Origin of the sequence: Escherichia sp. E4736, assembly GCF_005781225.1 — a bacterium.
GTDB lineage: Bacteria > Pseudomonadota > Gammaproteobacteria > Enterobacterales > Enterobacteriaceae > Escherichia.
Genome location: NZ_VATT01000012.1, coordinates 21,294 through 47,342, shown reverse-complemented (window position 1 = coordinate 47,342; position 26,049 = coordinate 21,294). Strand labels below are relative to the sequence as shown.

At 52.6% G+C, this 26,049-nt stretch carries 23 protein-coding genes and 1 pseudogene; 19 read left to right on the top strand and 5 right to left on the bottom strand.

The window, feature by feature from the left end; all coding sequences use genetic code 11:
• Window positions 1-58: 58 nt before the first annotated feature.
• A complete protein-coding gene (locus FEK46_RS08905; RefSeq protein WP_135407556.1) occupies window positions 59-913 on the bottom strand; it encodes an alpha/beta hydrolase in 855 nt (284 codons plus the stop codon).
• A gap of 145 nt (window positions 914-1,058) precedes the next feature.
• On the bottom strand, window positions 1,059-1,862 hold the full coding sequence (gene suhB, locus FEK46_RS08900; protein ID WP_130260405.1) for an inositol-1-monophosphatase: 804 nt from the start codon (window positions 1,860-1,862) through the stop codon (window positions 1,059-1,061).
• Window positions 1,863-1,980: 118 nt separating this feature from the next.
• Between suhB and trmJ the strand changes: the two genes are divergently transcribed.
• The 11 genes from trmJ to sseB all read left to right on the top strand — a co-directional run bounded on the left by trmJ (window position 1,981) and on the right by sseB (window position 10,822).
• Window positions 1,981-2,721 carry a tRNA (cytosine(32)/uridine(32)-2'-O)-methyltransferase TrmJ gene (trmJ, locus tag FEK46_RS08895; protein WP_000940020.1) on the top strand — a complete coding sequence of 247 codons (741 nt, stop codon included), beginning with the start codon at window positions 1,981-1,983 and terminating at the stop codon, window positions 2,719-2,721.
• A gap of 268 nt (window positions 2,722-2,989) precedes the next feature.
• Entirely contained in the window at window positions 2,990-3,478 is a 489-nt protein-coding gene (iscR, locus tag FEK46_RS08890) for a Fe-S cluster assembly transcriptional regulator IscR (RefSeq protein ID WP_001241357.1), read from the top strand.
• A gap of 111 nt (window positions 3,479-3,589) precedes the next feature.
• A complete protein-coding gene (gene iscS / locus FEK46_RS08885; RefSeq protein ID WP_001295373.1) occupies window positions 3,590-4,804 on the top strand; it encodes a cysteine desulfurase in 1,215 nt (404 codons plus the stop codon).
• 27 nt (window positions 4,805-4,831) lie between these two features.
• A complete protein-coding gene (gene iscU / locus FEK46_RS08880; protein WP_000331707.1) occupies window positions 4,832-5,218 on the top strand; it encodes a Fe-S cluster assembly scaffold IscU in 387 nt (128 codons plus the stop codon).
• A gap of 16 nt (window positions 5,219-5,234) precedes the next feature.
• Window positions 5,235-5,558, top strand: coding sequence for an iron-sulfur cluster assembly protein IscA (gene iscA, locus FEK46_RS08875; protein ID WP_000028953.1), 324 nt, complete (start codon window positions 5,235-5,237; stop codon window positions 5,556-5,558).
• Window positions 5,559-5,653: 95 nt separating this feature from the next.
• Complete coding sequence (gene hscB, locus FEK46_RS08870) at window positions 5,654-6,169, top strand: co-chaperone HscB (protein WP_000384413.1); 516 nt, start codon at window positions 5,654-5,656, stop codon at window positions 6,167-6,169.
• Window positions 6,170-6,185: 16 nt separating this feature from the next.
• Window positions 6,186-8,036: a Fe-S protein assembly chaperone HscA gene (gene hscA / locus FEK46_RS08865; RefSeq protein ID WP_097467019.1), complete on the top strand. Its 1,851-nt coding sequence runs from the start codon at window positions 6,186-6,188 to the stop codon at window positions 8,034-8,036.
• 1 nt (window position 8,037) lies between these two features.
• Window positions 8,038-8,373 carry an ISC system 2Fe-2S type ferredoxin gene (gene fdx / locus FEK46_RS08860; protein ID WP_001124471.1) on the top strand — a complete coding sequence of 112 codons (336 nt, stop codon included), beginning with the start codon at window positions 8,038-8,040 and terminating at the stop codon, window positions 8,371-8,373.
• Window positions 8,374-8,384: 11 nt separating this feature from the next.
• Window positions 8,385-8,585 carry a Fe-S cluster assembly protein IscX gene (iscX, locus tag FEK46_RS08855; RefSeq protein WP_000523616.1) on the top strand — a complete coding sequence of 67 codons (201 nt, stop codon included), beginning with the start codon at window positions 8,385-8,387 and terminating at the stop codon, window positions 8,583-8,585.
• A 58-nt stretch (window positions 8,586-8,643) separates the two neighbouring features.
• Window positions 8,644-9,927 (top strand): aminopeptidase PepB, encoded by a 1,284-nt coding sequence (gene pepB / locus FEK46_RS08850; RefSeq protein ID WP_130260403.1) that lies wholly within the window; start codon window positions 8,644-8,646, stop codon window positions 9,925-9,927.
• Window positions 9,928-10,045: 118 nt separating this feature from the next.
• Complete coding sequence (gene sseB, locus FEK46_RS08845; protein ID WP_135559326.1) at window positions 10,046-10,822, top strand: enhanced serine sensitivity protein SseB; 777 nt, start codon at window positions 10,046-10,048, stop codon at window positions 10,820-10,822.
• 31 nt (window positions 10,823-10,853) lie between these two features.
• Here sseB and timP (FEK46_RS23915) read toward each other — a convergent pair whose 3' ends face one another.
• Entirely contained in the window at window positions 10,854-10,979 is a 126-nt protein-coding gene (timP, locus tag FEK46_RS23915; protein WP_252152854.1) for a small toxic inner membrane protein TimP, read from the bottom strand.
• A gap of 434 nt (window positions 10,980-11,413) precedes the next feature.
• Between timP (FEK46_RS23915) and FEK46_RS23390 the strand changes: the two are divergent.
• Window positions 11,414-11,500: pseudogene (locus FEK46_RS23390) on the top strand (enhanced serine sensitivity protein SseB); the annotation flags it as partial.
• A 31-nt stretch (window positions 11,501-11,531) separates the two neighbouring features.
• Here FEK46_RS23390 and timP (FEK46_RS23910) read toward each other — a convergent pair.
• The gene (timP, locus tag FEK46_RS23910) at window positions 11,532-11,657 is read right to left on the bottom strand and encodes a small toxic inner membrane protein TimP (protein WP_252152855.1); all 126 of its coding nucleotides are present in this window, start codon (window positions 11,655-11,657) and stop codon (window positions 11,532-11,534) included.
• Window positions 11,658-11,999: 342 nt separating this feature from the next.
• Complete coding sequence (gene sseA / locus FEK46_RS08840; RefSeq protein WP_135559327.1) at window positions 12,000-12,845, bottom strand: 3-mercaptopyruvate sulfurtransferase; 846 nt, start codon at window positions 12,843-12,845, stop codon at window positions 12,000-12,002.
• 206 nt (window positions 12,846-13,051) lie between these two features.
• Here sseA and yfhM point away from each other — a divergent pair, with 206 nt between their 5' ends.
• The 7 genes from yfhM to hisS all read left to right on the top strand — a co-directional run bounded on the left by yfhM (window position 13,052) and on the right by hisS (window position 26,032).
• Window positions 13,052-18,010: an alpha2-macroglobulin gene (gene yfhM / locus FEK46_RS08835; protein WP_135559328.1), complete on the top strand. Its 4,959-nt coding sequence runs from the start codon at window positions 13,052-13,054 to the stop codon at window positions 18,008-18,010.
• Complete coding sequence (pbpC, locus tag FEK46_RS08830; RefSeq protein ID WP_135559329.1) at window positions 18,011-20,323, top strand: peptidoglycan glycosyltransferase PbpC; 2,313 nt, start codon at window positions 18,011-18,013, stop codon at window positions 20,321-20,323.
• 148 nt (window positions 20,324-20,471) lie between these two features.
• Window positions 20,472-20,903 carry a nucleoside-diphosphate kinase gene (gene ndk / locus FEK46_RS08825; protein WP_135559330.1) on the top strand — a complete coding sequence of 144 codons (432 nt, stop codon included), beginning with the start codon at window positions 20,472-20,474 and terminating at the stop codon, window positions 20,901-20,903.
• 149 nt (window positions 20,904-21,052) lie between these two features.
• On the top strand, window positions 21,053-22,207 hold the full coding sequence (locus FEK46_RS08820) for a bifunctional tRNA (adenosine(37)-C2)-methyltransferase TrmG/ribosomal RNA large subunit methyltransferase RlmN (RefSeq protein WP_130207500.1): 1,155 nt from the start codon (window positions 21,053-21,055) through the stop codon (window positions 22,205-22,207).
• Between the two features lie 284 nt (window positions 22,208-22,491).
• Window positions 22,492-23,502, top strand: a complete 1,011-nt coding sequence (gene rodZ / locus FEK46_RS08815) for a cytoskeleton protein RodZ (RefSeq protein ID WP_131162570.1) — start codon at window positions 22,492-22,494, stop codon at window positions 23,500-23,502.
• A gap of 26 nt (window positions 23,503-23,528) precedes the next feature.
• Window positions 23,529-24,647: a flavodoxin-dependent (E)-4-hydroxy-3-methylbut-2-enyl-diphosphate synthase gene (gene ispG / locus FEK46_RS08810; RefSeq protein ID WP_000551807.1), complete on the top strand. Its 1,119-nt coding sequence runs from the start codon at window positions 23,529-23,531 to the stop codon at window positions 24,645-24,647.
• Window positions 24,648-24,757: 110 nt separating this feature from the next.
• Entirely contained in the window at window positions 24,758-26,032 is a 1,275-nt protein-coding gene (gene hisS, locus FEK46_RS08805; RefSeq protein ID WP_130237914.1) for a histidine--tRNA ligase, read from the top strand.
• Window positions 26,033-26,049 lie beyond the last annotated feature (17 nt).

Sequence of the window (26,049 nt, the reverse complement as noted above, 5' to 3'; positions counted from 1 at the left end):
GTTTAATGCCATCCCTTAAGGTGATTTCTTGCTGTTTTATCTGGTTTCGACCATAAGGTTAATTCTGTGGATTCAATGCGCTAAGGATAAAGTCCACCATTTGCTCGCGATAAACGTCTCCGTGACGATCGGAAAAGGCATCAAGATGTTCGCCATCGGGGATCAAAATCAGGCGTTTTGGCTCTTTCGCCAGGGCAAATAATTTCTCGCTATGCTGCCATGGAATAACATGATCAGCTTTGCCGTGAATCAGTAAAAGCGGGATCGGGCTGACGCTGGCGATGTAATTTTCGCCGCTGTAACTCTCATCAAGTAAGTAGCCACTGCCGGGTATCATCTGGTTAGCGATGGTCGAATAAGAGGCAAATGTGGAGTCGAGGATCACCGCACGTATGCCCTCGCGATCTCCTAACCCAATAACGTCAAGAATATTCGCCCCGCCAATACTCTGCCCGAACAGCACCAGCCGCTTGGGGTTTACATCGCTACGATGGCGCACCACGTTGATGGCACTTTGCGTATCGTCCAGTAATCCGGCTTGTGATGGAGTACCTTTAGATTTACCAAACCCGCGATAATCAAACATAAAAACATTGAAATTATGTTCTGGTAACCAACTGACCAGCGGCCAGTGGGCGGACATATTCCCGGCATTGCCATGAGCATGAATTACGGTAGCAATAGCGTTTTCGGCGGGACCAGTGGAAGAGGGGATAAACCAGCCTTGTAGCCGTGTGCCATCTTTAGCAGTAAATTCAACAGATTCAGCAGACCATGGATCAGGACCGTAAATTTTGTCGTCGGGATAATAAAAGAAGTTGATGGCGATGCGCGGCACTAAATAAACGCAGAAAGCAGAAATAAAAAGAATAAACAGAATCTTGAGAACGCGTTTGTTCGCTGGCAGAACCATGACCTTTCCTTACGACTTGCTTTGTAATCCATTAATCGGGAAAGGATGGTGGGAGAGTGGCGCAGGAAAGTAAAGTGGTGCGAAAGTATTTCGGAATAGCGCCTGAAAGGCAAGGGCGGGTGAGGAACGTCACCCGCCAGAGAAATTAACGCTTCAGTGCGTCGCTTAACTCGTCACGCATGTTCGCCAGCATGGCTTTAACAACGCGCGGGTTACCGGCAACGATGTTACCGGTCAGCATGTAGTTATGGCCACCGATGAAGTCGCTGACGATACCGCCCGCTTCACGAACCAGCAACTCGCCTGCCGCGAAGTCCCACGGACGCAGACCGATTTCAAAGAAGCCGTCAACACGACCCGCAGCGACGTAAGCCAGATCCAGCGCCGCGGAACCGGTACGACGGAAGTCTGCACATTCGTTGAACAGTTTGCCAACGATGTTGATGTAGGTGGTGGCGTACTGTTTTGCTTTGAACGGGAAGCCGGTCGCCAGAATAGTACCGTCGAGATCGCGAGCGGTGCTGCCGCGCAGACGGTAGCCGTTCAGCTGTGCGCCCTGACCGCGAGTCGCGGTGAACAGTTCGTTACGCATAGGATCGTAAACCACAGCAACTTCGGTGCGGCCTTTGATACGAACAGCGATAGATACCGCGAAGTGCGGCAGACGTTTGATAAAGTTGGTAGTGCCATCCAGTGGATCGATAACCCATTGAACATCCTGATCAGTACCTTCAAGTTCACCACTTTCTTCGGTGATGATGGTGTGCTGTGGGTAAGATTTACGAATCGTGTCGATAATCACCGCTTCGGCAGCTTTATCTACGTTGGTCACGAAATCGTTACTGCCTTTCTGGCTCGCCTCTACAGCGTCCGGGGTTTCATAGTTTTTGGCAATTAAATTACCCGCCTTGCGCGCTGCGCGCACGGCGATGTTCAGCATCGGATGCATCGGTTTCTCTCACTGGATGTTAAAGAACGGGAAAACGGCGCAGAGTATAGCAGCGAGATCGGCATCTGTCTTCGTTTTATGTTAAGATGCGCGAATAATCTTTAGACGAAGAAAGACAATGCTGCAAAATATTCGAATTGTGCTGGTGGAGACGTCACACACCGGCAATATGGGTTCTGTTGCCCGTGCCATGAAAACAATGGGATTAACTAATCTGTGGCTGGTTAATCCACTGGTGAAACCCGACTCCCAGGCGATTGCCCTGGCGGCAGGCGCCAGCGATGTGATTGGTAATGCTCACATCGTCGATACGCTCGACGAAGCGTTAGCCGGTTGTAGCCTGGTGGTTGGCACCAGTGCACGTTCGCGCACGTTGCCGTGGCCGATGCTCGACCCGCGCGAATGCGGTCTGAAAAGCGTCGCTGAAGCGGCAAATACCCCGGTGGCGCTGGTTTTTGGTCGCGAACGTGTCGGCCTGACCAATGAAGAGTTGCAGAAGTGCCATTATCATGTCGCGATTGCCGCTAACCCGGAATACAGCTCGCTGAACCTGGCGATGGCGGTTCAGGTTATTGCCTATGAAGTGCGTATGGCCTGGCTGGCAACTCAGGAAAACGGCGAGCAGGTTGAGCATGAAGAGACGCCGTATCCGTTGGTCGATGATCTGGAGCGTTTTTATGGTCATCTCGAACAAACGTTGCTGGCAACCGGTTTTATCCGTGAAAACCATCCGGGTCAGGTGATGAATAAACTGCGTCGTCTGTTTACCCGTGCGCGCCCGGAAAGCCAGGAATTGAATATCCTGCGCGGGATTCTGGCTTCTATTGAACAGCAGAATAAAGGTAATAAGACCGAATAACAGTGATTGCCTGATGCGACGCTTAACGCGTCTTATCAGGCCTGGAAGTGCACGCAATCCCAGGTCGGATAAGGCGTTCACGACGCATCCGACAACAGGTACAAACGGCACGATAAAAAATGGCACTGAAGGTTAAATACCTGACTAAATCAGTCAAGTAAATAGTTGACCAAATTACTCGGGAATGTCAGACTTGACCCTGCTATGCAATACCCCCACTTTTACAATAAAAACCCCGGGCAGGGGCGAGTTTGAGGTGAAGTAAGACATGAGACTGACATCTAAAGGGCGCTATGCCGTGACCGCAATGCTTGACGTTGCGCTCAACTCCGAAGCAGGCCCGGTACCGTTGGCTGATATTTCCGAACGACAGGGAATTTCCCTTTCTTATCTGGAACAACTTTTTTCCCGTCTGCGTAAAAATGGTCTGGTTTCCAGCGTACGCGGACCAGGCGGTGGTTATCTGTTAGGCAAAGATGCCAGCAGCATCGCCGTTGGTGAAGTGATTAGCGCCGTTGACGAATCTGTAGATGCCACCCGTTGTCAGGGTAAAGGCGGTTGCCAGGGCGGGGATAAATGCCTGACCCACGCGCTGTGGCGTGATTTGAGCGACCGTCTCACCGGTTTTCTCAACAACATTACTTTAGGCGAACTGGTTAATAACCAGGAAGTGTTGGATGTGTCTGGTCGTCAGCATACTCACGACGCGCCACGCACCCGCACACAAGACGCGATCGACGTTAAGTTACGCGCTTAATAAAAAGAATTCAGAATCAGGCCGGGGCGTATCGCGCTCCGTAAACACGGTCGTACATCCAGCCGGTAGCCTGATTCCTTGCATTGAGTGATGTACGGAGTTTATAGAGCAATGAAATTACCGATTTATCTCGACTACTCCGCAACCACGCCGGTGGACCCGCGTGTTGCCGAGAAAATGATGCAGTTTATGACGATGGACGGAACCTTTGGTAACCCGGCCTCCCGTTCTCACCGTTTCGGCTGGCAGGCTGAAGAAGCGGTAGATATCGCCCGTAATCAGATTGCCGATCTGGTCGGCGCTGACCCGCGTGAAATCGTCTTTACCTCTGGTGCAACCGAATCTGACAACCTGGCGATCAAAGGTGCGGCCAACTTTTATCAGAAAAAAGGCAAGCACATCATCACCAGCAAAACCGAACACAAAGCGGTACTGGATACCTGCCGTCAGCTGGAGCGCGAAGGTTTCGAAGTCACCTATCTGGCACCGCAGCGTAACGGCATTATCGACCTGAAAGAACTCGAAGCGGCGATGCGTGACGACACCATCCTCGTTTCTATCATGCACGTGAATAACGAAATCGGCGTGGTGCAGGATATCGCGGCTATCGGCGAAATGTGCCGTGCTCGTGGCATTATCTATCACGTTGATGCAACCCAGAGCGTGGGAAAACTGCCTATCGATCTGAGCCAGTTGAAAGTTGACCTGATGTCTTTCTCCGGCCACAAAATCTACGGTCCGAAAGGTATCGGTGCGCTGTATGTGCGTCGTAAACCGCGCGTACGCATCGAAGCGCAAATGCACGGTGGCGGTCACGAACGCGGTATGCGTTCCGGCACTCTGCCTGTTCACCAGATCGTCGGTATGGGCGAAGCCTATCGCATCGCAAAAGAAGAGATGGCGACCGAGATGGAACGTCTGCGCGGCCTGCGTAACCGTCTGTGGAACGGCATCAAAGATATCGAAGAAGTTTACCTGAACGGTGACCTGGAACACGGTGCGCCGAACATTCTCAACGTCAGCTTCAACTACGTTGAAGGTGAGTCGCTGATTATGGCGCTGAAAGACCTTGCTGTTTCTTCAGGTTCCGCCTGTACGTCAGCAAGCCTCGAACCGTCCTACGTGCTGCGCGCGCTGGGGCTGAACGACGAGCTGGCACATAGCTCTATCCGTTTCTCTTTAGGTCGTTTTACTACTGAAGAAGAGATCGACTACACCATCGAGTTAGTTCGTAAATCTATCGGTCGTCTGCGTGACCTTTCTCCGCTGTGGGAAATGTACAAGCAGGGCGTGGATCTGAACAGCATCGAATGGGCTCATCATTAATCGGTATCGGAATCAGGAGAATTTATAATGGCTTACAGCGAAAAAGTTATCGACCATTACGAGAATCCGCGTAACGTGGGTTCCTTTGACAACAACGACGAGAACGTCGGCAGCGGCATGGTGGGTGCACCGGCCTGTGGCGACGTGATGAAGTTGCAGATTAAAGTCAACGATGAAGGTATCATTGAAGACGCGCGTTTTAAAACTTACGGCTGCGGTTCCGCTATCGCTTCCAGCTCCCTGGTCACCGAATGGGTGAAAGGGAAGTCTCTCGACGAAGCACAGGCGATCAAAAACACCGATATTGCTGAAGAACTTGAACTGCCGCCGGTGAAAATTCACTGTTCTATTCTGGCAGAAGACGCGATCAAAGCCGCCATTGCGGACTATAAAAGCAAACGTGAAGCAAAATAAGAGTTGAGGTTTGGTTATGTCGATTACACTGAGCGACAGTGCAGCAGCGCGAGTAAATACCTTTCTGGCTAACCGCGGCAAAGGGTTTGGCCTGCGTCTGGGCGTGAGAACCTCTGGATGTTCAGGTATGGCTTATGTACTGGAATTTGTTGACGAACCGACGCCGGAAGACATCGTGTTTGAAGACAAAGGCGTGAAAGTCGTGGTCGATGGCAAAAGCCTGCAATTTCTGGACGGTACGCAGCTGGACTTCGTAAAAGAAGGTCTGAACGAAGGGTTTAAATTCACCAACCCGAACGTTAAAGATGAGTGTGGTTGCGGCGAAAGCTTCCACGTTTGATGCGCATACCGATAACCCCACCGTGGTCGCCTGCGCGTGGGGTTTGTTTTACCTGATTCGCCGTTATCGCGGCGGATCGCAGCCCTGAGAATGTTATGGATTACTTCACCCTCTTTGGCTTGCCTGCCCGTTATCAACTCGATACTCAGGCGCTGAGCCTGCGTTTTCAGGATCTACAACGTCAGTATCATCCTGATAAATTCGCCAGCGGAAGCCAGGCGGAACAACTCGCCGCCGTACAGCAATCCGCGACCATTAACCAGGCCTGGCAAACGCTGCGTCATCCGTTAATGCGCGCGGAATATTTGCTTTCTTTGCACGGTTTTGATCTCGCCAGCGAGCAGCATACTGTGCGCGACACCGCGTTCCTGATGGAACAGCTGGAACTGCGCGAAGAACTGGACGAGATCGAACAGGCGAAAGATGAAGCGCGGCTGGAAAGCTTTATCAAACGTGTGAAAAAGATGTTTGATACCCGCCATCAGTTGATGGTTGAACAGTTAGACAACGAGACGTGGGACGCGGCGGCGGATACCGTGCGTAAGCTGCGTTTTCTCGATAAACTGCGAAGCAGTGCCGAACAACTCGAAGAAAAACTGCTCGATTTTTAATTTCTGGAAGCTAAACATGGCCTTATTACAAATTAGTGAACCTGGTTTGAGTGCTGCGCCGCATCAGCGTCGTCTGGCGGCCGGTATTGACCTGGGCACAACCAACTCGCTGGTGGCAACAGTGCGCAGCGGTCAGGCCGAAACGTTAGCCGACCATGAAGGCCGTCACCTGCTGCCGTCTGTTGTTCACTATCAACAGCAAGGGCATTCGGTGGGTTATGACGCGCGTACTAACGCAGCGCTCGACACCTCCAACACCATTAGTTCTGTTAAACGCCTGATGGGGCGCTCGCTGGCTGATATCCAGCAACGCTATCCGCATCTGCCTTATCAATTCCAGGCCAGTGAAAACGGCCTGCCGATGATTGAAACGGCGGCGGGACTGCTGAACCCGGTGCGCGTTTCTGCGGACATCCTCAAAGCACTGGCAGCGCGGGCAACTGAAGCCCTGGCGGGCGAGCTGGATGGTGTAGTTATCACCGTTCCGGCGTACTTTGACGATGCCCAGCGTCAGGGCACCAAAGATGCCGCGCGTCTGGCGGGCCTTCACGTCTTGCGCTTACTTAACGAACCGACCGCCGCGGCTATCGCTTACGGGCTGGATTCCGGTCAGGAAGGCGTGATCGCCGTTTATGACCTCGGCGGCGGGACGTTTGATATTTCCATTCTGCGCTTAAGTCGTGGCGTGTTCGAAGTGCTGGCGACCGGCGGTGATTCCGCGCTCGGCGGCGATGATTTCGACCATCTGCTGGCGGATTACATTCGCGAGCAGGCGGGCATTCCTGACCGTAGTGATAATCGCGTTCAGCGTGAACTGCTGGATGCCGCCATTGCGGCCAAAATCGCGCTGAGCGATGCGGACTCTGTGACCGTGAATGTTGCGGGCTGGCAGGGCGAAATCAGCCGTGAACAATTCAACGAACTGATCGCGCCACTGGTTAAACGGACGTTACTGGCCTGTCGTCGCGCGCTGAAAGACGCGGGCGTTGAGGCTGATGAAGTTCTGGAAGTGGTGATGGTTGGCGGTTCTACCCGCGTGCCACTGGTGCGTGAACGGGTAGGTGAATTTTTCGGTCGTCCGCCGCTGACTTCCATCGATCCTGATAAAGTCGTCGCCATTGGTGCAGCAATTCAGGCGGATATTCTGGTGGGTAACAAGCCGGACAGCGAAATGCTGCTGCTTGATGTGATCCCGTTGTCGCTGGGCCTCGAAACGATGGGCGGCCTGGTGGAGAAAGTGATCCCGCGTAATACCACGATTCCGGTGGCCCGCGCCCAGGATTTCACCACCTTTAAAGATGGTCAGACGGCAATGTCTATCCATGTAATGCAGGGTGAGCGTGAACTGGTGCAGGACTGCCGCTCGCTGGCGCGTTTTGCGCTGCGTGGTATTCCGGCGTTACCGGCTGGCGGCGCGCATATTCGCGTAACGTTCCAGGTCGATGCCGACGGTCTTTTGAGCGTGACGGCGATGGAGAAATCCACCGGCGTTGAGGCGTCTATTCAGGTCAAACCTTCTTATGGTCTAACTGACAGCGAAATTGCTTCGATGATCAAAGACTCAATGAGCTATGCCGAGCAGGACGTAAAAGCCCGTATGCTGGCTGAACAAAAAGTAGAGGCGGCGCGCGTGCTGGAAAGTCTGCACGGCGCGCTGGCTGCTGATGCCGCGCTGTTAAGCGCCGCAGAGCGTCAGGTCATTGACGATGCTGCCGCTCACCTGAGTGAAGTGGCGCAGGGCGATGACGTTGACGCCATCGAACAAGCGATTAAAAACGTAGACAAACAAACCCAGGATTTCGCCGCTCGCCGCATGGACCAGTCGGTTCGTCGTGCGCTGAAAGGCCATTCCGTGGACGAGGTTTAATATGCCAAAGATTGTTATTTTGCCTCATCAGGATCTCTGCCCTGATGGCGCTGTTCTGGAAGCGAATAGCGGTGAAACCATTCTCGACGTTGCGCTGCGTAACGGTATCGAGATTGAACACGCCTGTGAAAAATCCTGTGCTTGCACCACCTGCCACTGCATCGTTCGTGAAGGTTTTGACTCGCTGCCGGAAAGCTCAGAGCAGGAAGACGACATGCTGGACAAAGCCTGGGGGTTGGAGCCGGAAAGCCGTTTAAGCTGCCAGGCGCGCGTTACCGACGAAGATTTAGTGGTCGAAATTCCGCGTTACACTATCAACCATGCGCGTGAGCATTAACAGAGGTTAGTATGGGACTTAAGTGGACCGATAGCCGCGAAATTGGCGAAGCACTGTACGATGCGTATCCCGATCTTGATCCGAAAACGGTTCGATTCACCGATATGCATCAGTGGATTTGCGATCTGGAAGATTTCGACGATGATCCGCAGGCATCCAACGAGAAAATCCTCGAAGCGATTTTGTTGGTCTGGCTGGACGAAGCCGAATGAATAAACGGGCTGCCTGGGGGTAGCCCGTTTTGCTGTTAAACGAATAAGGATAACTAAAGTGACAGAAGCGATGAAGATTACCCTCTCTCCCCAACCTGCCGACGCGCGCTGGGGAGAAAAAGCGACTTACAGCATTAATAATGATGGCATTACCCTGCATTTGAATGGGGCTGACGATCTGGGGCTGATCCAGCGTGCGGCGCGCAAGATTGACGGTTTGGGCATCAAGCATGTTCAGTTAAGCGGTGAAGGTTGGGATGCGGATCGCTGTTGGGCATTCTGGCAAGGTTACAAAGCCCCGAAAGGGACGCGTAAAGTGGAGTGGCCGGATCTGGACGATGCCCAGCGTCAGGAACTGGATAACCGCCTGATGATCATCGACTGGGTGCGTGACACCATCAATGCACCTGCTGAAGAATTAGGGCCATCGCAACTGGCACAGCGTGCTGTTGATCTGATCAGCAACGTCGCAGGCGATCGTGTGACTTACCGGATCACCAAAGGCGAAGATTTGCGTGAGCAAGGTTATATGGGGCTGCACACCGTCGGACGCGGTTCAGAACGTTCTCCGGTATTGCTGGCGCTGGATTACAACCCAACTGGCGATAAAGAAGCGCCGGTGTACGCGTGCCTGGTAGGTAAAGGCATCACCTTTGATTCCGGCGGTTACAGCATCAAACAGACCGCGTTTATGGACTCAATGAAGTCTGATATGGGCGGTGCGGCAACGGTTACCGGGGCGCTGGCGTTTGCCATTACGCGCGGACTGAACAAGCGCGTGAAGTTGTTCCTCTGCTGTGCGGATAACCTGATCAGCGGCAACGCGTTCAAACTGGGCGATATCATCACCTATCGCAACGGTAAAAAAGTCGAAGTGATGAACACTGATGCCGAAGGGCGTCTGGTGCTGGCCGATGGCCTGATTGATGCCAGTGCGCAGAAACCGGAACTGATCATTGATGCGGCGACCCTCACCGGGGCGGCGAAAACCGCGCTGGGTAATGATTATCACGCGCTGTTCAGTTTTGACGATGCGCTTGCCGGTCGCTTGCTGGCGAGTGCCGCGCAGGAGAACGAACCGTTCTGGCGTCTGCCGTTGGCGGAGTTCCATCGCAACCAGCTGCCGTCTAACTTTGCCGAACTGAACAACACGGGCAGTGCTGCTTATCCGGCAGGTGCAAGTACGGCGGCGGGCTTCCTGTCGCACTTTGTTGAGAACTATCAGCAAGGCTGGCTGCATATTGACTGTTCGGCGACTTACCGTAAAGCGCCGGTTGAACAGTGGTCAGCGGGGGCGACCGGGCTGGGTGTGCGCACGATTGCCAATCTGTTAACGGCGTAAACGTCTTATTTGGCCTACAAAATTGCGAAAATTCAATAGATTGCGACTCACTTGTAGGCCTGATAAGCGTAGCGCATCAGGCATTTTCGCTCCGAACGTTGAATGAATTGTGGTTCTTATGTCCGAAACAAAAAACGAACTTGAAGACCTGCTGGAAAAAGCAGCAACCGAACCGGCGCACCGCCCGGCCTTTTTCCGTACTCTACTGGAATCCACTGTCTGGGTGCCTTGTACGGCGGCGCAGGGCGAGGCTGTAGTTGAAGATAGCGCGCTCGATTTACAGCACTGGGAAAAAGATGACGGCACCAGCGTCATTCCTTTTTTCACCTCGTTAGAAGCACTTCAACAGGCGGTTGAAGACGAACAGGCATTTGTCGTAATGCCCGTTCGCACATTGTTTGAGATGACCCTTGGCGAAACGCTCTTCCTTAACGCCAAACTGCCAACCGGTAAAGAATTTATGCCGCGTGAAATCAGTTTGCTGATTGGTGAAGAAGGGAATCCGCTGAGCAGTCAGGAAGTACTGGAAGGCGGTGAATCGCTGATATTATCGGAAGTCGCAGAGCCGCCAGCACAAATGATTGATTCACTCACCACCTTATTTAAAACCATTAAGCCAGTGAAGCGTGCTTTTATTTGTTCAATTAAAGAGAGCAAAGAGGCACAGCCTAATTTACTTATTGGCATTGAAGCCGATGGCGATATCGAAGAAATTATTCAGGCAGCGGGAAGTGTAGCGACCGATACATTACCTGGCGATGAACCAATCGATATTTGTCAGGTGAAAAAAGGGGAAAAAGGAATTAGCCATTTTATTACCGAACATATTGCGCCATTCTATGAACGTCGCTGGGGTGGTTTTTTGCGTGACTTTAAACAGAATCGGATAATCTAAAATATGCCGCCCCAAAGGGCGGCATTCGGGCTTACCTGCTGTTCTGAAGGTTGTTAACCACCAGTAAATTGTTACCGGAGAGATTCCGGTTATTATTTACTTCGGAAAACAGCGCACCAGAAACAATAAGTACGATACAAAAGCACCGTATCTTCATTGTGCGGTCCATGCGAAGACCGCATCACGACAGCACCACTGGCGATATTGCCGCGATAGCAAGCGCTGAGACGCGCTTGCCCTAACGGTCGCGGAACATCCTTTCCTGAAGCCAGCGCCCGCTTGCGAGACGGCGGAAAGGGCCGTAGTGGATAATACACTAACAGAACAATAATAACTCTCTTTTGCTTGACAAAAAGAGAGTTACTGGCGAGTATTGTCTTCGCTGAGACGCGCTTGCATTACTACGGTAATACAACCTGCTGGAAAGGCCGCGAACCAAACCGGCAACAAATAACCGCCTGATTTTGGCGGTTTTTTGTTGTTTAAAGAAAGTGAATTTACACGTTTAAGTAATATCTTTTACCAGTTAGTGTTTTTAATATTAAGCGGGCTTTGTTTATATTTGTCTGAATTCGGACTACTAAGCCAGGTTATTTTATTACCGGACATATTGCGCCATTCTATAAACGTCGCTGGGATGGTTTTTTGCGTGACTTTAAACAGAATCGGATAATCTAAAATATGCCGCCCCAAAGGGCGGCATTCGGGCTTACCTGCTGTTCTGAAGGTTGTTAACCACCAGTAAATTGTTACCGAAGAGACTCCGGTTATTATTTACTTCGGAAAACAGCGCACCAGAAACAATAAGTACGATACAAAAACACCGTATCTTCATTGTGCGGTCCATGCGAAGACCGCATCACGACAGCACCACTGGCGATATTGCCGCGATAGCAAGCACTGTGGGGTGCCTGTATTTACGGTCATGGAACATCCTTTCCTGAAGCCAGCGCCCGTTTGCGAGACGGCGAAAAGGGCCGTTAAGAATAATACTCTCACGCTTGAATAATTACTCTGTTTATTATCTTGACATAGCCAGGTATAAAAGAGAGGATTTCACCACTGTGGGGTGCCTGCGTTGTTCATGCAACACAAGTCAACCTGCTGGAAAGGCCGCGAACCAGACCAGCAATAAAAAACCGCCAAATTCGGCGGTTTTTTATTGCCTGTAAAAAGCTTATTTCAATGGCTCAACCGGTAAATCGGCCCGTGCGCCCCATTCACTCCACGCCCCGTCGTATAGTTTCACATTTGGCACATCCAGTGTTGCGAGTGCCAACAAAACCACGGCTGCCGTTACACCAGAGCCGCAGCTGACGATAATCGGTTTGTCATAGCTGATGCCGCGACCAAAAAATATCGCATCCAGTTCATCGGTCGTTTTCAGTTCGCCTTCGCGCACCAGTTCTGTCCATGGGACATTCAGCGCGCCGGGAATATGTCCGCGACGTAAACCTGCGCGAGGTTCATCAACTTCCGCGTTAAAACGCGCAGCCGGGCGGGCATCGATAATTTGTGCCGTTTTTTCATGACTTGCCAATAACACATCGGTCACTTTCACCACGGCTTCCGGGGTAAACGCGACGTTAAACTCACCTTCCGGCAGTTCCACTGCGCCTTCTTCTAACAGCAGATCATCACGTTGCCAGCCCGCTAAGCCACCGCCAAGGATTGACACTTTCTCCACACCAAAAGTGCGCAGCATCCACCACGCGCGCGGCGCAGAAAATAGGTTTCCTTCATCATAGACAATCAGATGCTTGTCCTGATTAACGCCCAGTTCACGCATCGCGACGGCGAACGTTTCCGGGCGAGGCAGCATGTGCGGAAGGGGGGATGTATGATCAGAAAGAGCTTCGATATCGAAAAATACTGCACCGGGGATATGACCGTTCAGATACTCCTGGGCAACATTACGCTCTTCCTGCCCGGGCGGCGCCATACGAGCATCAATAATCTGAATTTCCGGGTCATCAATATGTTCGGCGAGCCAGTCGGCTCCTACAAACCATGTCGTGGACATAGGCATCTCCATTTTTGCCGGGGTTAAGTTAAATTGTCGGATGTTTGCCGAAAAGCGACAAGCAAAAGAGGCTGATTTGGCTGTCTGAGCCACAATTCTCACTAAAATTCGGATTGTATGGGTGTGATACTGAATTACATAACGTCATTTCTCACGCATAATAATCATTCGACGTTGCTAACGGGCCATTGTGGCAGGGATGAGAGATGAAAAAGTTACGCTTAGCCGCCTGTATGTTGATGCTGGCGCTGGCAGGGTGCGACAACAACGATAACGCGCCAACTGCAGTGAAAAAAGATACGTCTTCTGAAGTTGCTAAAGAGTCATCTTCGACAAATGCGACTTCTGCGAAACTCTCCTCGCCGGCGCGACAAAAACTGGCACAACAGAGTGCGGGTAAGGCACTGACATTGCTGGATCTCTCTGAGGTACAGCTCGATGGCGCAGCCACGCTGGTACTGACTTTCTCCGTTCCCCTCGACCCGGATCAGGACTTCTCGCGTGTTATTCATGTCGTCGATAAAAAGAGCGGCAAAGTGGATGGCGCCTGGGAGTTGTCAGATAATCTCAAAGAACTGCGTTTACGCCACCTCGAACCGAAACGTGATTTGATCGTCACTATTGGCAAGGAAGTTAAGGCACTCAATAACGCAACCTTCAGTAAAGATTACGAAAAAACCATCACCACCCGCGATATCCAACCCAGCGTCGGCTTTGCCAGCCGTGGTTCGCTGCTGCCCGGAAAAGTCGTGGAAGGACTGCCAGTAATGGCGCTCAACGTTAACAATGTCGATGTTAACTTCTTCCGTGTTAATCCGGAATCGTTGCCAGCTTTCATTAGCCAGTGGAAATATCGTAACTCACTGGCGAACTGGCAATCGGACAAACTGTTGGAGATGGCGGACCTGGTCTACACCGGACGTTTTGATCTCAATCCTGCGCGTAACACCCGCGAAAAATTATTGTTGCCGCTCGGCGATATCAAGCCGCTTCAGCAGGCGGGCGTGTATCTGGCTGTAATGAATCAGGCCGGACATTACGATTACAGTAATCCAGCTACGCTATTTACGTTAAGTGATATCGGCGTATCGGCCCACCGTTATCACAATCGTCTGGATATCTTTACTCAAAGCCTGGAAAACGGCGCGGCCCAGCAAGGAATTGAAGTCTCGCTATTAAATGAAAAAGGGCAGACCCTGACTCAAGCGACCAGTGATTCACAAGGCCATGTACAGCTGGAAAATGATAAAAACGCGGCGCTACTGCTGGCGCGTAAAGACGGTCAGACAACGCTGCTCGATTTAAAACTTCCGGCACTGGACTTAGCGGAATTTAACATTGCTGGCGCGCCAGGCTACAGCAAACAGTTCTTTATGTTTGGTCCGCGCGATCTTTATCGCCCTGGCGAAACGGTAATCCTCAACGGCTTACTGCGTGATGCAGACGGTAAAGCTCTGCCGGATCAACCCATCAAACTGGACGTGATTAAACCTGACGGGCAGGTACTGCGTAGTGTTGTTAGCCAGCCGGAAAATGGCCTCTACCACTTTACCTGGCCGCTGGATAGCACTGCGGCAACTGGAATGTGGCATATCCGAGCCAACACTGGGGATAACCAGTATCGGATGTGGGATTTCCACGTCGAAGATTTTATGCCGGAGCGCATGGCGTTGAATCTGACCGGCGAGAAAACGCCATTAACGCCAAAAGATGAAGTGAAATTCTCCGTGGTGGGGTACTACCTGTATGGTGCACCTGCTAATGGTAATACTTTACAAGGGCAACTTTTCCTGCGCCCGCTGCGTGAAGCTGTGTCAGCCTTACCTGGTTTCGAATTCGGCGATATAGCTGCCGAAAACCTTTCGCGCACGCTGGATGAAGTCCAACTGACGCTGGATGATAAAGGGCGCGGCGAAGTTTCCACTGAAAGCCAGTGGAAGGAAGTACATTCCCCATTACAGGTTATTTTCCAGGGGAGTTTGCTGGAATCGGGCGGTCGCCCGGTGACGCGCCGCGCTGAGCAGGCTATCTGGCCTGCCGATGTGCTGCCAGGGATCCGTCCGCAGTTCTCTTCAAAATCAGTTTACGATTATCGCACTGACAGCATGGTAAAACAGCCCATTGTTGATGAAGACAGTAACGCTGTTTTTGATATCGTTTATAGCGATGCGCAGGGCGTGAAAAAAGCAGTGTCGGGCTTGCAGGTGCGACTGATTCGCGAACGTCGCGATTACTACTGGAACTGGTCGGAAGATGAAGGCTGGAAGTCACAGTTCGATCAAAAAGATCTGATCGAAAATGAGCAAACGCTGGATCTGAAAGCGGATGAAACCGGCAAGGTAAGTTTTCCGGTAGAGTGGGGCGCTTATCGTCTGGAAGTCAAAGCGCCGAATGAAGCGGTCAGTAGCGTGCGTTTTTGGGCCGGATATAGCTGGCAGGATAATAGCGACGGTAGCGGCGCAGTGCGTCCGGACCGTGTCACGCTGAAACTGGATAAGGCCAGTTATCGCCCGGGCGACACCATTAAGTTGCATATCGCCGCGCCAACGGCGGGTAAAGGTTATGCGATGGTCGAGTCCAGTGAAGGGCCGCTGTGGTGGCAAGAGATTGATGTTCCGGCTCAAGGGCTGGATCTGACGATTCCGGTCGATAAAACCTGGAATCGTCATGATCTTTATTTGAGTACTCTGGTGGTGCGTCCTGGCGATAAATCTCGCTCCGCGACGCCAAAACGCGCGGTTGGTGTGTTGCATTTGCCGCTTGGTGATGAAAACCGTCGCCTCGATCTGGCGCTGGAAACACCATCAAAAATGCGTCCCAATCAACCATTAACCGTGAAAATTAAAGCCAGCACTAAAAATGGCGAGAAGCCAAAACAGGTGAATGTGCTGGTGTCTGCCGTTGATAGTGGTGTGCTGAATATTACTGACTACGTCACGCCAGATCCGTGGCAGGCGTTCTTTGGTCAGAAACGCTATGGCGCAGACATTTACGATATTTACGGTCAGGTTATTGAAGGTCAGGGGCGTCTGGCTGCACTGCGCTTTGGTGGCGATGGTGATGAACTGAAACGCGGTGGCAAACCGCCAGTAAATCACGTCAATATTGTCGCGCAACAGGCGCTGCCGGTAACGCTCAACGAACAGGGCGAAGGCACGGTTACATTGCCGATTGGCGATTTTAACGGTGAATTGCGCGTCATGGCGCAAGCATGGACGGCCGATGACTTCGGCAGCAACGAAAGCAAAGTGGTTGTTGCGGCACCCGTGATAGCGGAACTGAACATGCCGCGCTTTATGGCTAGCGGCGACACCTCACGTCTGACGCTGGACATCACTAATCTTACCGATAAACCGCAAAAACTTAACGTTGCTCTGACCGCCAGTGGCTTGCTTGAACTGGTGAGTAATTCCCCCGCACCTGTTGAATTAGCGCCAGGTGTGCGAACCACGCTGTTTATCCCGGTGCGTGCTCTGACGGGGTTTGGCGATGGTGAAATTCAGGCCACCATTAGCGGGTTAGCGTTACCTGGTGAAACCGTTGCCGATCAGCATAAGCAGTGGAAAATCGGCGTCCGTCCGGCATTCCCGGCACAAACGGTCAATTACGGTACGGCATTACAGCCTGGTGAAACATGGGCGCTCCCGGCTGATGGGTTGCAAAACTTCTCGCCTGTTACGCTGGAAGGGCAGTTGTTGTTGAGCGGCAAGCCACCGCTGAACATCGCGCGTTATATCAAAGAGTTAAAAGCATATCCCTACGGCTGCCTGGAGCAAACCACCAGCGGCCTGTTTCCGTCACTTTATACCAATGCAGCCCAACTGCAGGCGTTGGGTATAAAAGGTGACAGCGATGATAAACGCCGTGCGGCAGTCGATATTGGCATTTCGCGTTTGCTGCAAATGCAACGTGATAACGGCGGCTTTGCCCTGTGGGATAAAAACGGTGACGAAGAGTACTGGCTGACCGCCTACGTGATGGATTTCCTGACCCGTGCTGGTGAACAGGGTTACAGCGTGCCGACAGAAGCCATTAATCGTGGAAACGAGCGTCTGCTGCGCTATTTACAAGATCCGGGCATGATGTCGATTCCGTACGCTGATAATCTTAAAGCCAGTAAGTTTGCCGTTCAGTCTTACACAGCGCTGGTGCTGGCACGGCAACAAAAAGCGCCGCTGGGTGCGCTGCGTGAAATCTGGGAGCGTCGTGCAGATGCGGCTTCTGGTTTACCGCTGCTGCAACTTGGCGTTGCGCTGAAAACCATGGGTGATGCGACGCGTGGTGAAGAAGCGATTGCGCTGGCGCTGAAAACGTCGCGTAACGATGCACGGAAATGGCTGGGCGATTACGGTAGCCCACTGCGCGATAACGCGCTGATGCTCTCTTTACTTGAAGAGAACAAGCTACTGCCTGATGCACAGCAGGCATTGATTAACACCCTTTCACAGCAGGCATTTGGCGAACGTTGGCTCTCGACCCAGGAAAGTAACGCGCTGTTCCTGGCTGCCCGTACTCTTCAGGATTTACCGGGTAAATGGCAGGCGCAGACGTCTTTGTCTGCCGAGCCGTTGACAGGCGAGAAAGCGCAAAACAGCAATCTGGATAGCGATCAACTGGCAGCGTTGCAGGTGACCAACCGTGGCGACCAGCCGTTATGGCTGCGTGTGGATGCCAGCGGTTATCCGCAATCCGCACCACAACCTGCGAGCAATGTGCTGCAAATTGAGCGTCATATTCTTGGTACTGACGGTAAGAGTAAGTCTCTGGACTCGTTGCGTAGCGGCGATCTGGTGCTGGTCTGGTTGCAGGTAAAAGCCAGTGACAGCGTGCCGGATGCTTTGGTCGTTGATTTACTGCCAGCGGGCCTGGAACTGGAAAACCAGAACCTGGCTAATGGCAGCGCCAGCCTGGAGCAAAGTGGCAGCGAAGTGCAAAACCTACTCAATCAAATGCAACAAGCGAACATTAAGCATATTGAATTTCGGGACGATCGCTTTGTAGCGGCGGTTGCTGTAGATGAATATCAGCCGGTAACGCTGGTGTATCTGGCGCGGGCGGTAACGCCGGGAACGTATCAGGTTCCGCAACCGATGGTGGAATCAATGTATGTTCCCCAATGGCGGGCGACTGGCGCTACTGAAGATTTGCTGATTATCAGACCGTAAATGCCTCGTCTGTTAACCAAACGTGGCTGCTGGATAACACTGGCAGTCACGCCCTTTATTATCATTCTGGCAGCGTGGGGGGCAGATAAACTCTGGCCTCTGCCGCTACATGAAGTTAACCCCGCACGCGTCGTCGTGGCGCAGGATGGGACGCCGCTCTGGCGCTTTGCCGATGCTGATGGCATCTGGCGTTATCCGGTAACCATCGAAGATGTTTCTCCGCGTTATCTCGAAGCACTGATCAATTACGAAGATCGCTGGTTCTGGAAGCATCCAGGCGTGAACCCATTCTCGGTGGCTCGTGCTGCCTGGCAGGATCTTACTTCTGGTCGGGTTATCTCCGGCGGCAGTACGCTCACCATGCAGGTAGCTCGCCTGCTTGATCCACATTCGAAAACCTTTGGCGGTAAAATTCGCCAACTCTGGCGCGCATTTCAACTGGAATGGCACCTGTCTAAACGTGAAATTCTGACCTTGTATCTTAACCGCGCCCCGTTTGGCGGTACGTTACAGGGGATCGGTGCGGCAAGCTGGGCTTATCTCGGGAAATCGCCTGCTAATTTGAGCTATTCCGAGGCAGCAATGTTGGCGGTGTTACCGCAAGCGCCCAGCCGACTGCGCCCGGATCGCTGGCCGGAACGTGCTGAGGCCGCACGTAATAAAGTGCTCAAACGGATGGCTGCGCAAGGAGTGTGGTCCCGTGAGCAGGTAAAAGAATCTAGTGAAGAGCCCATCTGGCTGGCCCCCAGGCAAATGCCGCAATTGGCACCGCTGTTTTCGCGCATGATGCTCGGTAAAAGTAAAAGCGACAAAATCGTTACTACGCTGGATGCAGGTCTTCAACGACGTCTGGAAGAATTGGCGCAAAACTGGAAAGGACGATTGCCGGCGCGCAGCTCACTGGCGATGATCGTGGTTGATCATACCGATATGCGTGTTCGCGGCTGGGTAGGATCGGTCGATCTCAACGATGATTCACGCTTTGGTCATGTTGATATGGTTAATGCGATCAGATCGCCAGGATCGGTGCTCAAACCATTTGTTTATGGTCTGGCGCTGGATGAAGGTTTGATCCACCCGGCATCGCTGTTGCAAGACGTCCCCCGACGCACCGGTGATTATCGACCTGGTAACTTTGACAGCGGTTTTCATGGCCCGATCAGCATGAGCGAGGCGCTGGTGCGCTCGCTGAACTTACCTGCTGTGCAGGTGCTGGAAGCCTATGGCCCGAAACGGTTTGCGGCAAAATTACGCAATGTTGGATTGCCGTTGTATCTGCCCAACGGTGCTGCGCCCAATCTTTCGCTCATTCTTGGCGGCGCTGGTGCAAAACTGGAAGATATGGCTGCAGCGTATACCGCGTTTGCTCGCCACGGTAAGGCGGGTAAGTTGCGCTTACAGCCGGGCGACCCATTACTTGAGCGACCGTTAATGTCGCCGGGGGCCGCGTGGATTATCCGCCGTATTATGGCAGATGAAGCGCAGCCGCTTCCGGATAGCGCCTTGCCACGCGTCGTACCACTGGCGTGGAAAACAGGAACCAGTTATGGCTACCGCGATGCATGGGCAATAGGGATAAACGCTCGCTATGTGGTCGGTATCTGGACCGGCAGGCCGGACGGCACGCCCGTTGTCGGTCAGTTTGGTTTTGCCAGCGCCGTACCGCTGTTGAATCAGGTCAATAATATCTTACTGTCGCGCAGTGCGAATCTGCCGGAAGACCCGCGTCCTGACTCCGTAAGCCGTGGCGTTATCTGCTGGCCTGGCGGACAGTCTTTGCCGGAAGGTGACGGTAACTGTCGCCGCCGCCTGGCAACCTGGCTGCTGGACGGGAGCCAGCCGCCAACGCTATTACTACCGGAGCAGGAAGGCATTAATGGCATTCGTTTCCCCATCTGGCTGGATGAAAACGGCAAACGTGTTGCCGCTGATTGCCCTCAGGCGCGACAAGAAATGATAAATGTCTGGCCGCTACCGCTGGAACCCTGGCTGCCTGCATCGGAGCGCCGCGCCGCACGCCTGCCATCGGCATCAACAAGTTGCCCGCCGTACGGTCACGATGCCCAGCTCCCGCTGCAGCTGACAGGCGTTCGCGATGGCGCGATTATTAAACGTTTACCTGGCACTGCTGATGCTTCTTTGCCTGTGCAAACCACGGGTGGCACAGGTGAACGATGGTGGTTTCTTAATGGTGCGCCGTTAACTGAACGTGGGCGTAACATTACGTTGCGTTTGAGTGAAAAAGGTGATTATCAGTTACTGGTGATGGATGAAATGGGACAGGTCGCGACGGTGAGATTTGCCATGCAGTAGTCTGTTTTGTCAGATTTTGTTGCTTAAACTCGGTTTATTTTAAAAAAATGTTACCTTCATCAATAGTCAACGGCCCTGTAGCTCATTATAATCCGCGCCATCTCGTACGCTGGTACAGACAACAACAGAATAATTTACAGAGGTAAAAATGGCTATTGAACGTACTTTTTCCATCATCAAACCGAACGCGGTAGCAAAAAACGTTATTGGTAATATCTTTGCGCGCTTTGAAGCTGTTGGATTCAAAATTGTCGGCACCAAAATGCTGCACCTGACCGTTGAACAGGCTCGTGGCTTTTATGCTGAACACGATGGAAAACCGTTCTTTGATGGTCTGGTTGAGTTCATGACCTCTGGCCCGATCGTGGTTTCCGTACTGGAAGGTGAAAACGCCGTTCAGCGTCACCGCGATCTGCTGGGCGCGACCAACCCGGCAAACGCACTGGCCGGTACTCTGCGTGCTGATTATGCTGACAGCCTGACCGAAAACGGTACCCACGGTTCTGATTCTGTAGAATCTGCCGCTCGCGAAATCGCCTTCTTCTTCGGTGAAGGCGAAGTGTGTCCGCGCACACGTTAATATTTTCGTAAATGCCGCGTGCAAACGTGGCATCCATGCGCCAGAATTTGTACAATGCAGCGCCCCCGGACGAGCAGTCGCTCACCGGGGCGTTTCTTTTTTCAACCCTCCAGGGGCCATAACGTGTAATAACGAGGCCGGAATAGCATATGTCTGAACAATTAGTCACACCTGAAAACGTCACCACGAAAGATGGAAAAATCAACCTGCTGGATCTCAACCGTCAGCAGATGCGGGAGTTTTTTAAAGATTTGGGTGAAAAACCCTTCCGCGCCGATCAGGTGATGAAGTGGATGTATCACTATTGCTGCGACAACTTTGATGAGATGACCGACATCAACAAAGTGTTGCGTGGCAAGCTGAAAGAGGTGGCGGAGATCCGCGCACCGGAAGTGGTTGAAGAACAGCGTTCATCTGACGGCACCATTAAATGGGCAATTGCCGTGGGCGATCAGCGCGTTGAAACGGTGTACATTCCGGAAGACGACCGCGCCACACTTTGCGTCTCCTCGCAGGTCGGCTGTGCGCTGGAGTGTAAATTTTGTTCCACTGCCCAGCAAGGTTTCAACCGTAACCTGCGGGTGTCGGAAATTATCGGCCAGGTGTGGCGTGCGGCGAAAATCGTCGGCGCAGCAAAAGTCACCGGTCAGCGTCCGATCACTAACGTAGTGATGATGGGCATGGGCGAACCGCTGCTCAACCTGAACAATGTCGTTCCGGCGATGGAAATCATGCTCGACGATTTTGGCTTTGGCTTGTCTAAACGTCGCGTGACGCTCTCTACATCGGGTGTTGTTCCGGCACTGGATAAACTGGGCGATATGATTGACGTTGCGCTGGCAATCTCTCTGCATGCGCCGAACGACGAAATTCGTGACGAAATTGTACCGATCAACAAAAAGTACAACATCGAAACTTTCCTCGCTGCAGTACGCCGCTATCTGGAAAAGTCCAATGCCAATCAGGGCCGCGTCACCATTGAATACGTGATGCTTGACCATGTTAACGACGGTACAGAGCACGCGCATCAACTGGCGGAGCTGCTGAAAGATACGCCGTGTAAGATCAACCTGATTCCGTGGAACCCGTTCCCGGGCGCGCCGTATGGCCGCAGTTCGAACAGTCGTATCGATCGCTTCTCAAAAGTGTTGATGAGCTATGGATTCACAACCATCGTGCGTAAAACGCGTGGGGATGATATCGACGCTGCCTGCGGGCAATTAGCGGGCGAGGTTATCGACCGCACTAAACGTACCCTGCGCAAACGGATGCAGGGTGAAGCCATCGACGTGAAAACGGTTTGATGTCTCTTGCGCCACGGTTACTTTTTGTACCGTGGCGTAATCTTTTATGAATATAGCATTAAGTTGCAATTGTCTGATCAATATTAACGGTGCGTTTTTGCTGACTTTAAGGCAGTATGTAACGATGCAACAGTGAGTTAGCTTTGATTCATGTGGGCTTTGTCATGAGCACACAGACAGTCTTATACTGTATGATAAAGGTTAACTTAATGGATGTCTCGCGGTGTGGGTGAGCATGATGGCTCACCGGCATCTCAATTCTCATTTAAACGTACCTGCAGCGAATGAATACTGAAGCCACGCACGACCAAAATGAAGCACTTACTACCGGCGCTCGCTTGCGTAATGCCCGCGAACAACTTGGACTTAGCCAGCAAGCCGTTGCCGAACGACTTTGTCTGAAGGTTTCCACGGTACGCGATATTGAAGAGGATAAGGCGCCAGCCGACCTTGCATCAACATTCCTGCGCGGGTATATCCGGTCTTATGCACGACTGGTGCATATTCCGGAAGAAGAGCTGCTGCCGGGGCTGGAAAAACAGGCTCCGTTACGGGCCGCAAAAGTTGCGCCTATGCAGAGTTTCTCTCTCGGCAAGCGACGTAAAAAACGCGATGGCTGGCTGATGACCTTCACTTGGCTGGTGTTATTCGTGGTGATTGGACTGAGCGGTGCCTGGTGGTGGCAAGATCACAAAGCCCAGCAGGAAGAGATCACGACTATGGCAGATCAGACCACAGCGGAACTGAACGGTAATAGCGGCCAGGCGCAGAGCGTGCCGTTAGATACCTCCTCAAACGCTAGTCAGAGTGACTCCACCACGACGTCAGCACCTGCGGATACTACCGCTGCAAACACGCAAACGTCAGACGTGACCACGCCGGCACCTGCCGTTGAACCACAGCAGAACGCAGTTGTTCCGCCTTCGCAGGCGAATGTGGATACCACTGCTACGACCGCGCCAACGGCAACGACGTCAGATGACACAGCACCACTGCCAACCGATCAGGCAGGCGTGACTACGCCGGCGGCTAACCCGAATGCACTGGTGATGAACTTTACTGCCGATTGCTGGCTGGAAGTCACTGATGCTACCGGTAAAAAACTGTTCAGCGGGATGCAGCGTAAAGACGGTAATTTGAATTTAACCGGCCAGGCACCGTATAAACTGAAAATTGGTGCGCCGGCCGCAGTACAGATCCAGTATCAAGGGAAACCTGTCGATCTGAGTCGTTTTATCAGAACTAACCAGGTTGCGCGTCTGACCCTAAATGCCGAACAATCACCGGCGCAGTAACAGACGGGTAACGCGGGAGATTTTGCATGCATAACCAGGCTCCAATTCAACGTAGAAAATCAACACGTATTTACGTTGGGAATGTGCCGATTGGCGATGGAGCTCCCATCGCCGTACAGTCCATGACTAATACGCGCACGACGGACGTCGAAGCGACGGTCAATCAAATCAAGGCGCTGGAACGTGTTGGTGCCGATATCGTTCGTGTTTCAGTACCGACGATGGACGCGGCAGAAGCGTTCAAACTCATCAAACAGCAGGTTAACGTACCGCTGGTGGCCGACATCCACTTTGACTATCGCATTGCGCTGAAAGTGGCGGAATACGGCGTCGACTGCCTGCGCATTAACCCAGGCAATATCGGTAATGAAGAGCGTATTCGCATGGTGGTTGACTGTGCGCGCGATAAAAACATTCCGATCCGTATTGGCGTTAACGCGGGATCGCTGGAAAAAGATCTGCAAGAAAAGTATGGCGAACCGACGCCGCAGGCGTTGCTTGAGTCCGCCATGCGCCATGTTGATCATCTTGATCGTCTGAACTTCGATCAGTTTAAAGTCAGTGTCAAAGCGTCAGACGTTTTCCTGGCAGTAGAATCGTATCGTCTGCTGGCAAAACAGATCGATCAGCCGCTGCATCTTGGGATCACCGAAGCCGGCGGCGCACGCAGTGGGGCGGTGAAATCTGCCATCGGTTTAGGTCTGTTGCTGTCTGAAGGTATTGGTGACACGCTGCGCGTTTCGCTGGCTGCCGATCCGGTTGAAGAGATCAAAGTCGGTTTCGATATCCTTAAATCGCTGCGAATCCGTTCGCGCGGGATCAACTTCATTGCCTGCCCGACCTGTTCTCGTCAGGAGTTTGACGTCATTGGTACGGTTAACGCACTTGAGCAGCGTCTGGAAGATATCATTACCCCGATGGACGTTTCGATCATTGGTTGCGTGGTGAATGGCCCTGGCGAGGCACTGGTTTCTACACTCGGCGTCACGGGCGGCAATAAGAAAAGCGGCCTTTATGAAGATGGCGTGCGCAAAGACCGTCTGGACAACAATGACATGATCGACCAGCTGGAAGCGCGCATTCGTGCGAAAGCCAGTCAGCTGGACGAAGCGCGTCGAATTGACGTTCAGCAGGTTGAAAAATAATAACGTGATGGGAAGCGCCTCGCTTCCCGTGTATGATTGAACCCGCATAGCTCCCGAAACATTGACGGAAGCGTTGAGGGTTCATTTTTATATTCAGAAAGAGAATAAACGTGGCAAAAAACATTCAAGCCATTCGCGGCATGAACGATTACCTGCCTGGCGAAACGGCCATTTGGCAGCGCATTGAAGGCACACTGAAAAACGTGCTCGGCAGCTACGGTTACAGTGAAATCCGCTTGCCGATTGTAGAGCAGACCCCGCTATTCAAACGTGCGATTGGTGAAGTCACCGACGTGGTTGAAAAAGAGATGTATACCTTTGAGGATCGCAACGGCGACAGCCTGACTTTGCGCCCTGAAGGGACGGCGGGCTGTGTACGCGCCGGCATCGAGCATGGTCTTCTGTACAATCAGGAACAGCGTCTGTGGTATATCGGGCCGATGTTCCGCCATGAGCGTCCGCAAAAAGGCCGTTATCGTCAATTCCATCAGCTAGGTTGTGAAGTCTTCGGTCTGCAAGGTCCGGATATTGACGCCGAACTGATCATGCTTACTGCTCGCTGGTGGCGTGCGCTGGGTATCTCTGAACACGTTACCCTCGAACTGAACTCAATCGGTTCACTGGAAGCGCGAGCGAACTACCGCGACGCTTTAGTGGCATTCCTCGAACAGCATAAAGAAAAGCTGGACGAAGACTGCAAACGCCGCATGTACACCAACCCGCTGCGCGTGCTGGATTCCAAAAATCCGGAAGTGCAGGCGTTACTCAATGACGCTCCGGCGTTAGGCGATTATCTTGACGAGGAGTCTCGCGAGCATTTTGCTGGTCTGTGCAAACTGCTGGAGAGCGCAGGTATTGCCTACACCGTCAACCAGCGTTTGGTGCGTGGTCTGGATTACTACAATCGTACCGTTTTCGAATGGGTGACTAACAGCCTCGGTTCCCAGGGAACCGTGTGCGCAGGCGGTCGTTATGACGGTCTGGTGGAACAGTTGGGTGGCCGTGCAACACCGGCAGTAGGTTTTGCGATGGGCCTCGAACGTCTTGTATTGTTAGTTCAGGCAGTTAATCCGGAATTTAAAGCCGATCCCGTTGTCGATATATACCTGGTGGCTTCAGGCGCCGATACACAATCTGCGGCGCTGGCATTAGCTGAGCGTCTACGTGATGAATTACCGGGTGTGAAATTGATGACCAACCACGGCGGCGGCAACTTTAAGAAACAGTTTGCCCGTGCTGATAAATGGGGCGCACGCGTTGCTGTGGTGCTGGGTGAGTCCGAAGTGGCCAACGGCACGGCAGTAGTGAAGGATTTGCGCTCTGGTGAGCAAACGGCAGTTGCGCAGGATAGCGTAGCCGCGCATTTGCGCACGTTACTGGGTTAAGGAAGGAGAAGGACAGC

Excerpts from the sequence above, each read along its gene's own strand:
- FEK46_RS08820 (WP_130207500.1), top strand. The coding sequence starts at position 21,053 with ATGTCTGAACAATTAGTCACACCTGAAAACGTCACCACGAAAGATGGA.
- pbpC (WP_135559329.1), top strand. The coding sequence starts at position 18,011 with ATGCCTCGTCTGTTAACCAAACGTGGCTGCTGGATAACACTGGCAGTC.
- rodZ (WP_131162570.1), top strand. The coding sequence starts at position 22,492 with ATGAATACTGAAGCCACGCACGACCAAAATGAAGCACTTACTACCGGC.
- FEK46_RS08905 (WP_135407556.1), bottom strand. The coding sequence starts at position 913 with ATGGTTCTGCCAGCGAACAAACGCGTTCTCAAGATTCTGTTTATTCTT.
- ispG (WP_000551807.1), top strand. The coding sequence starts at position 23,529 with ATGCATAACCAGGCTCCAATTCAACGTAGAAAATCAACACGTATTTAC.
- hscB (WP_000384413.1), top strand. The coding sequence starts at position 5,654 with ATGGATTACTTCACCCTCTTTGGCTTGCCTGCCCGTTATCAACTCGAT.
- suhB (WP_130260405.1), bottom strand. The coding sequence starts at position 1,862 with ATGCATCCGATGCTGAACATCGCCGTGCGCGCAGCGCGCAAGGCGGGT.
- trmJ (WP_000940020.1), top strand. The coding sequence starts at position 1,981 with ATGCTGCAAAATATTCGAATTGTGCTGGTGGAGACGTCACACACCGGC.
- sseB (WP_135559326.1), top strand. The coding sequence starts at position 10,046 with ATGTCCGAAACAAAAAACGAACTTGAAGACCTGCTGGAAAAAGCAGCA.
- iscX (WP_000523616.1), top strand. The coding sequence starts at position 8,385 with ATGGGACTTAAGTGGACCGATAGCCGCGAAATTGGCGAAGCACTGTAC.
- yfhM (WP_135559328.1), top strand. The coding sequence starts at position 13,052 with ATGAAAAAGTTACGCTTAGCCGCCTGTATGTTGATGCTGGCGCTGGCA.
- iscA (WP_000028953.1), top strand. The coding sequence starts at position 5,235 with ATGTCGATTACACTGAGCGACAGTGCAGCAGCGCGAGTAAATACCTTT.
- iscU (WP_000331707.1), top strand. The coding sequence starts at position 4,832 with ATGGCTTACAGCGAAAAAGTTATCGACCATTACGAGAATCCGCGTAAC.
- sseA (WP_135559327.1), bottom strand. The coding sequence starts at position 12,845 with ATGTCCACGACATGGTTTGTAGGAGCCGACTGGCTCGCCGAACATATT.
- iscR (WP_001241357.1), top strand. The coding sequence starts at position 2,990 with ATGAGACTGACATCTAAAGGGCGCTATGCCGTGACCGCAATGCTTGAC.
- timP (WP_252152855.1), bottom strand. The coding sequence starts at position 11,657 with ATGAAGATACGGTGTTTTTGTATCGTACTTATTGTTTCTGGTGCGCTG.
- ndk (WP_135559330.1), top strand. The coding sequence starts at position 20,472 with ATGGCTATTGAACGTACTTTTTCCATCATCAAACCGAACGCGGTAGCA.
- fdx (WP_001124471.1), top strand. The coding sequence starts at position 8,038 with ATGCCAAAGATTGTTATTTTGCCTCATCAGGATCTCTGCCCTGATGGC.
- iscS (WP_001295373.1), top strand. The coding sequence starts at position 3,590 with ATGAAATTACCGATTTATCTCGACTACTCCGCAACCACGCCGGTGGAC.
- hscA (WP_097467019.1), top strand. The coding sequence starts at position 6,186 with ATGGCCTTATTACAAATTAGTGAACCTGGTTTGAGTGCTGCGCCGCAT.
- timP (WP_252152854.1), bottom strand. The coding sequence starts at position 10,979 with ATGAAGATACGGTGCTTTTGTATCGTACTTATTGTTTCTGGTGCGCTG.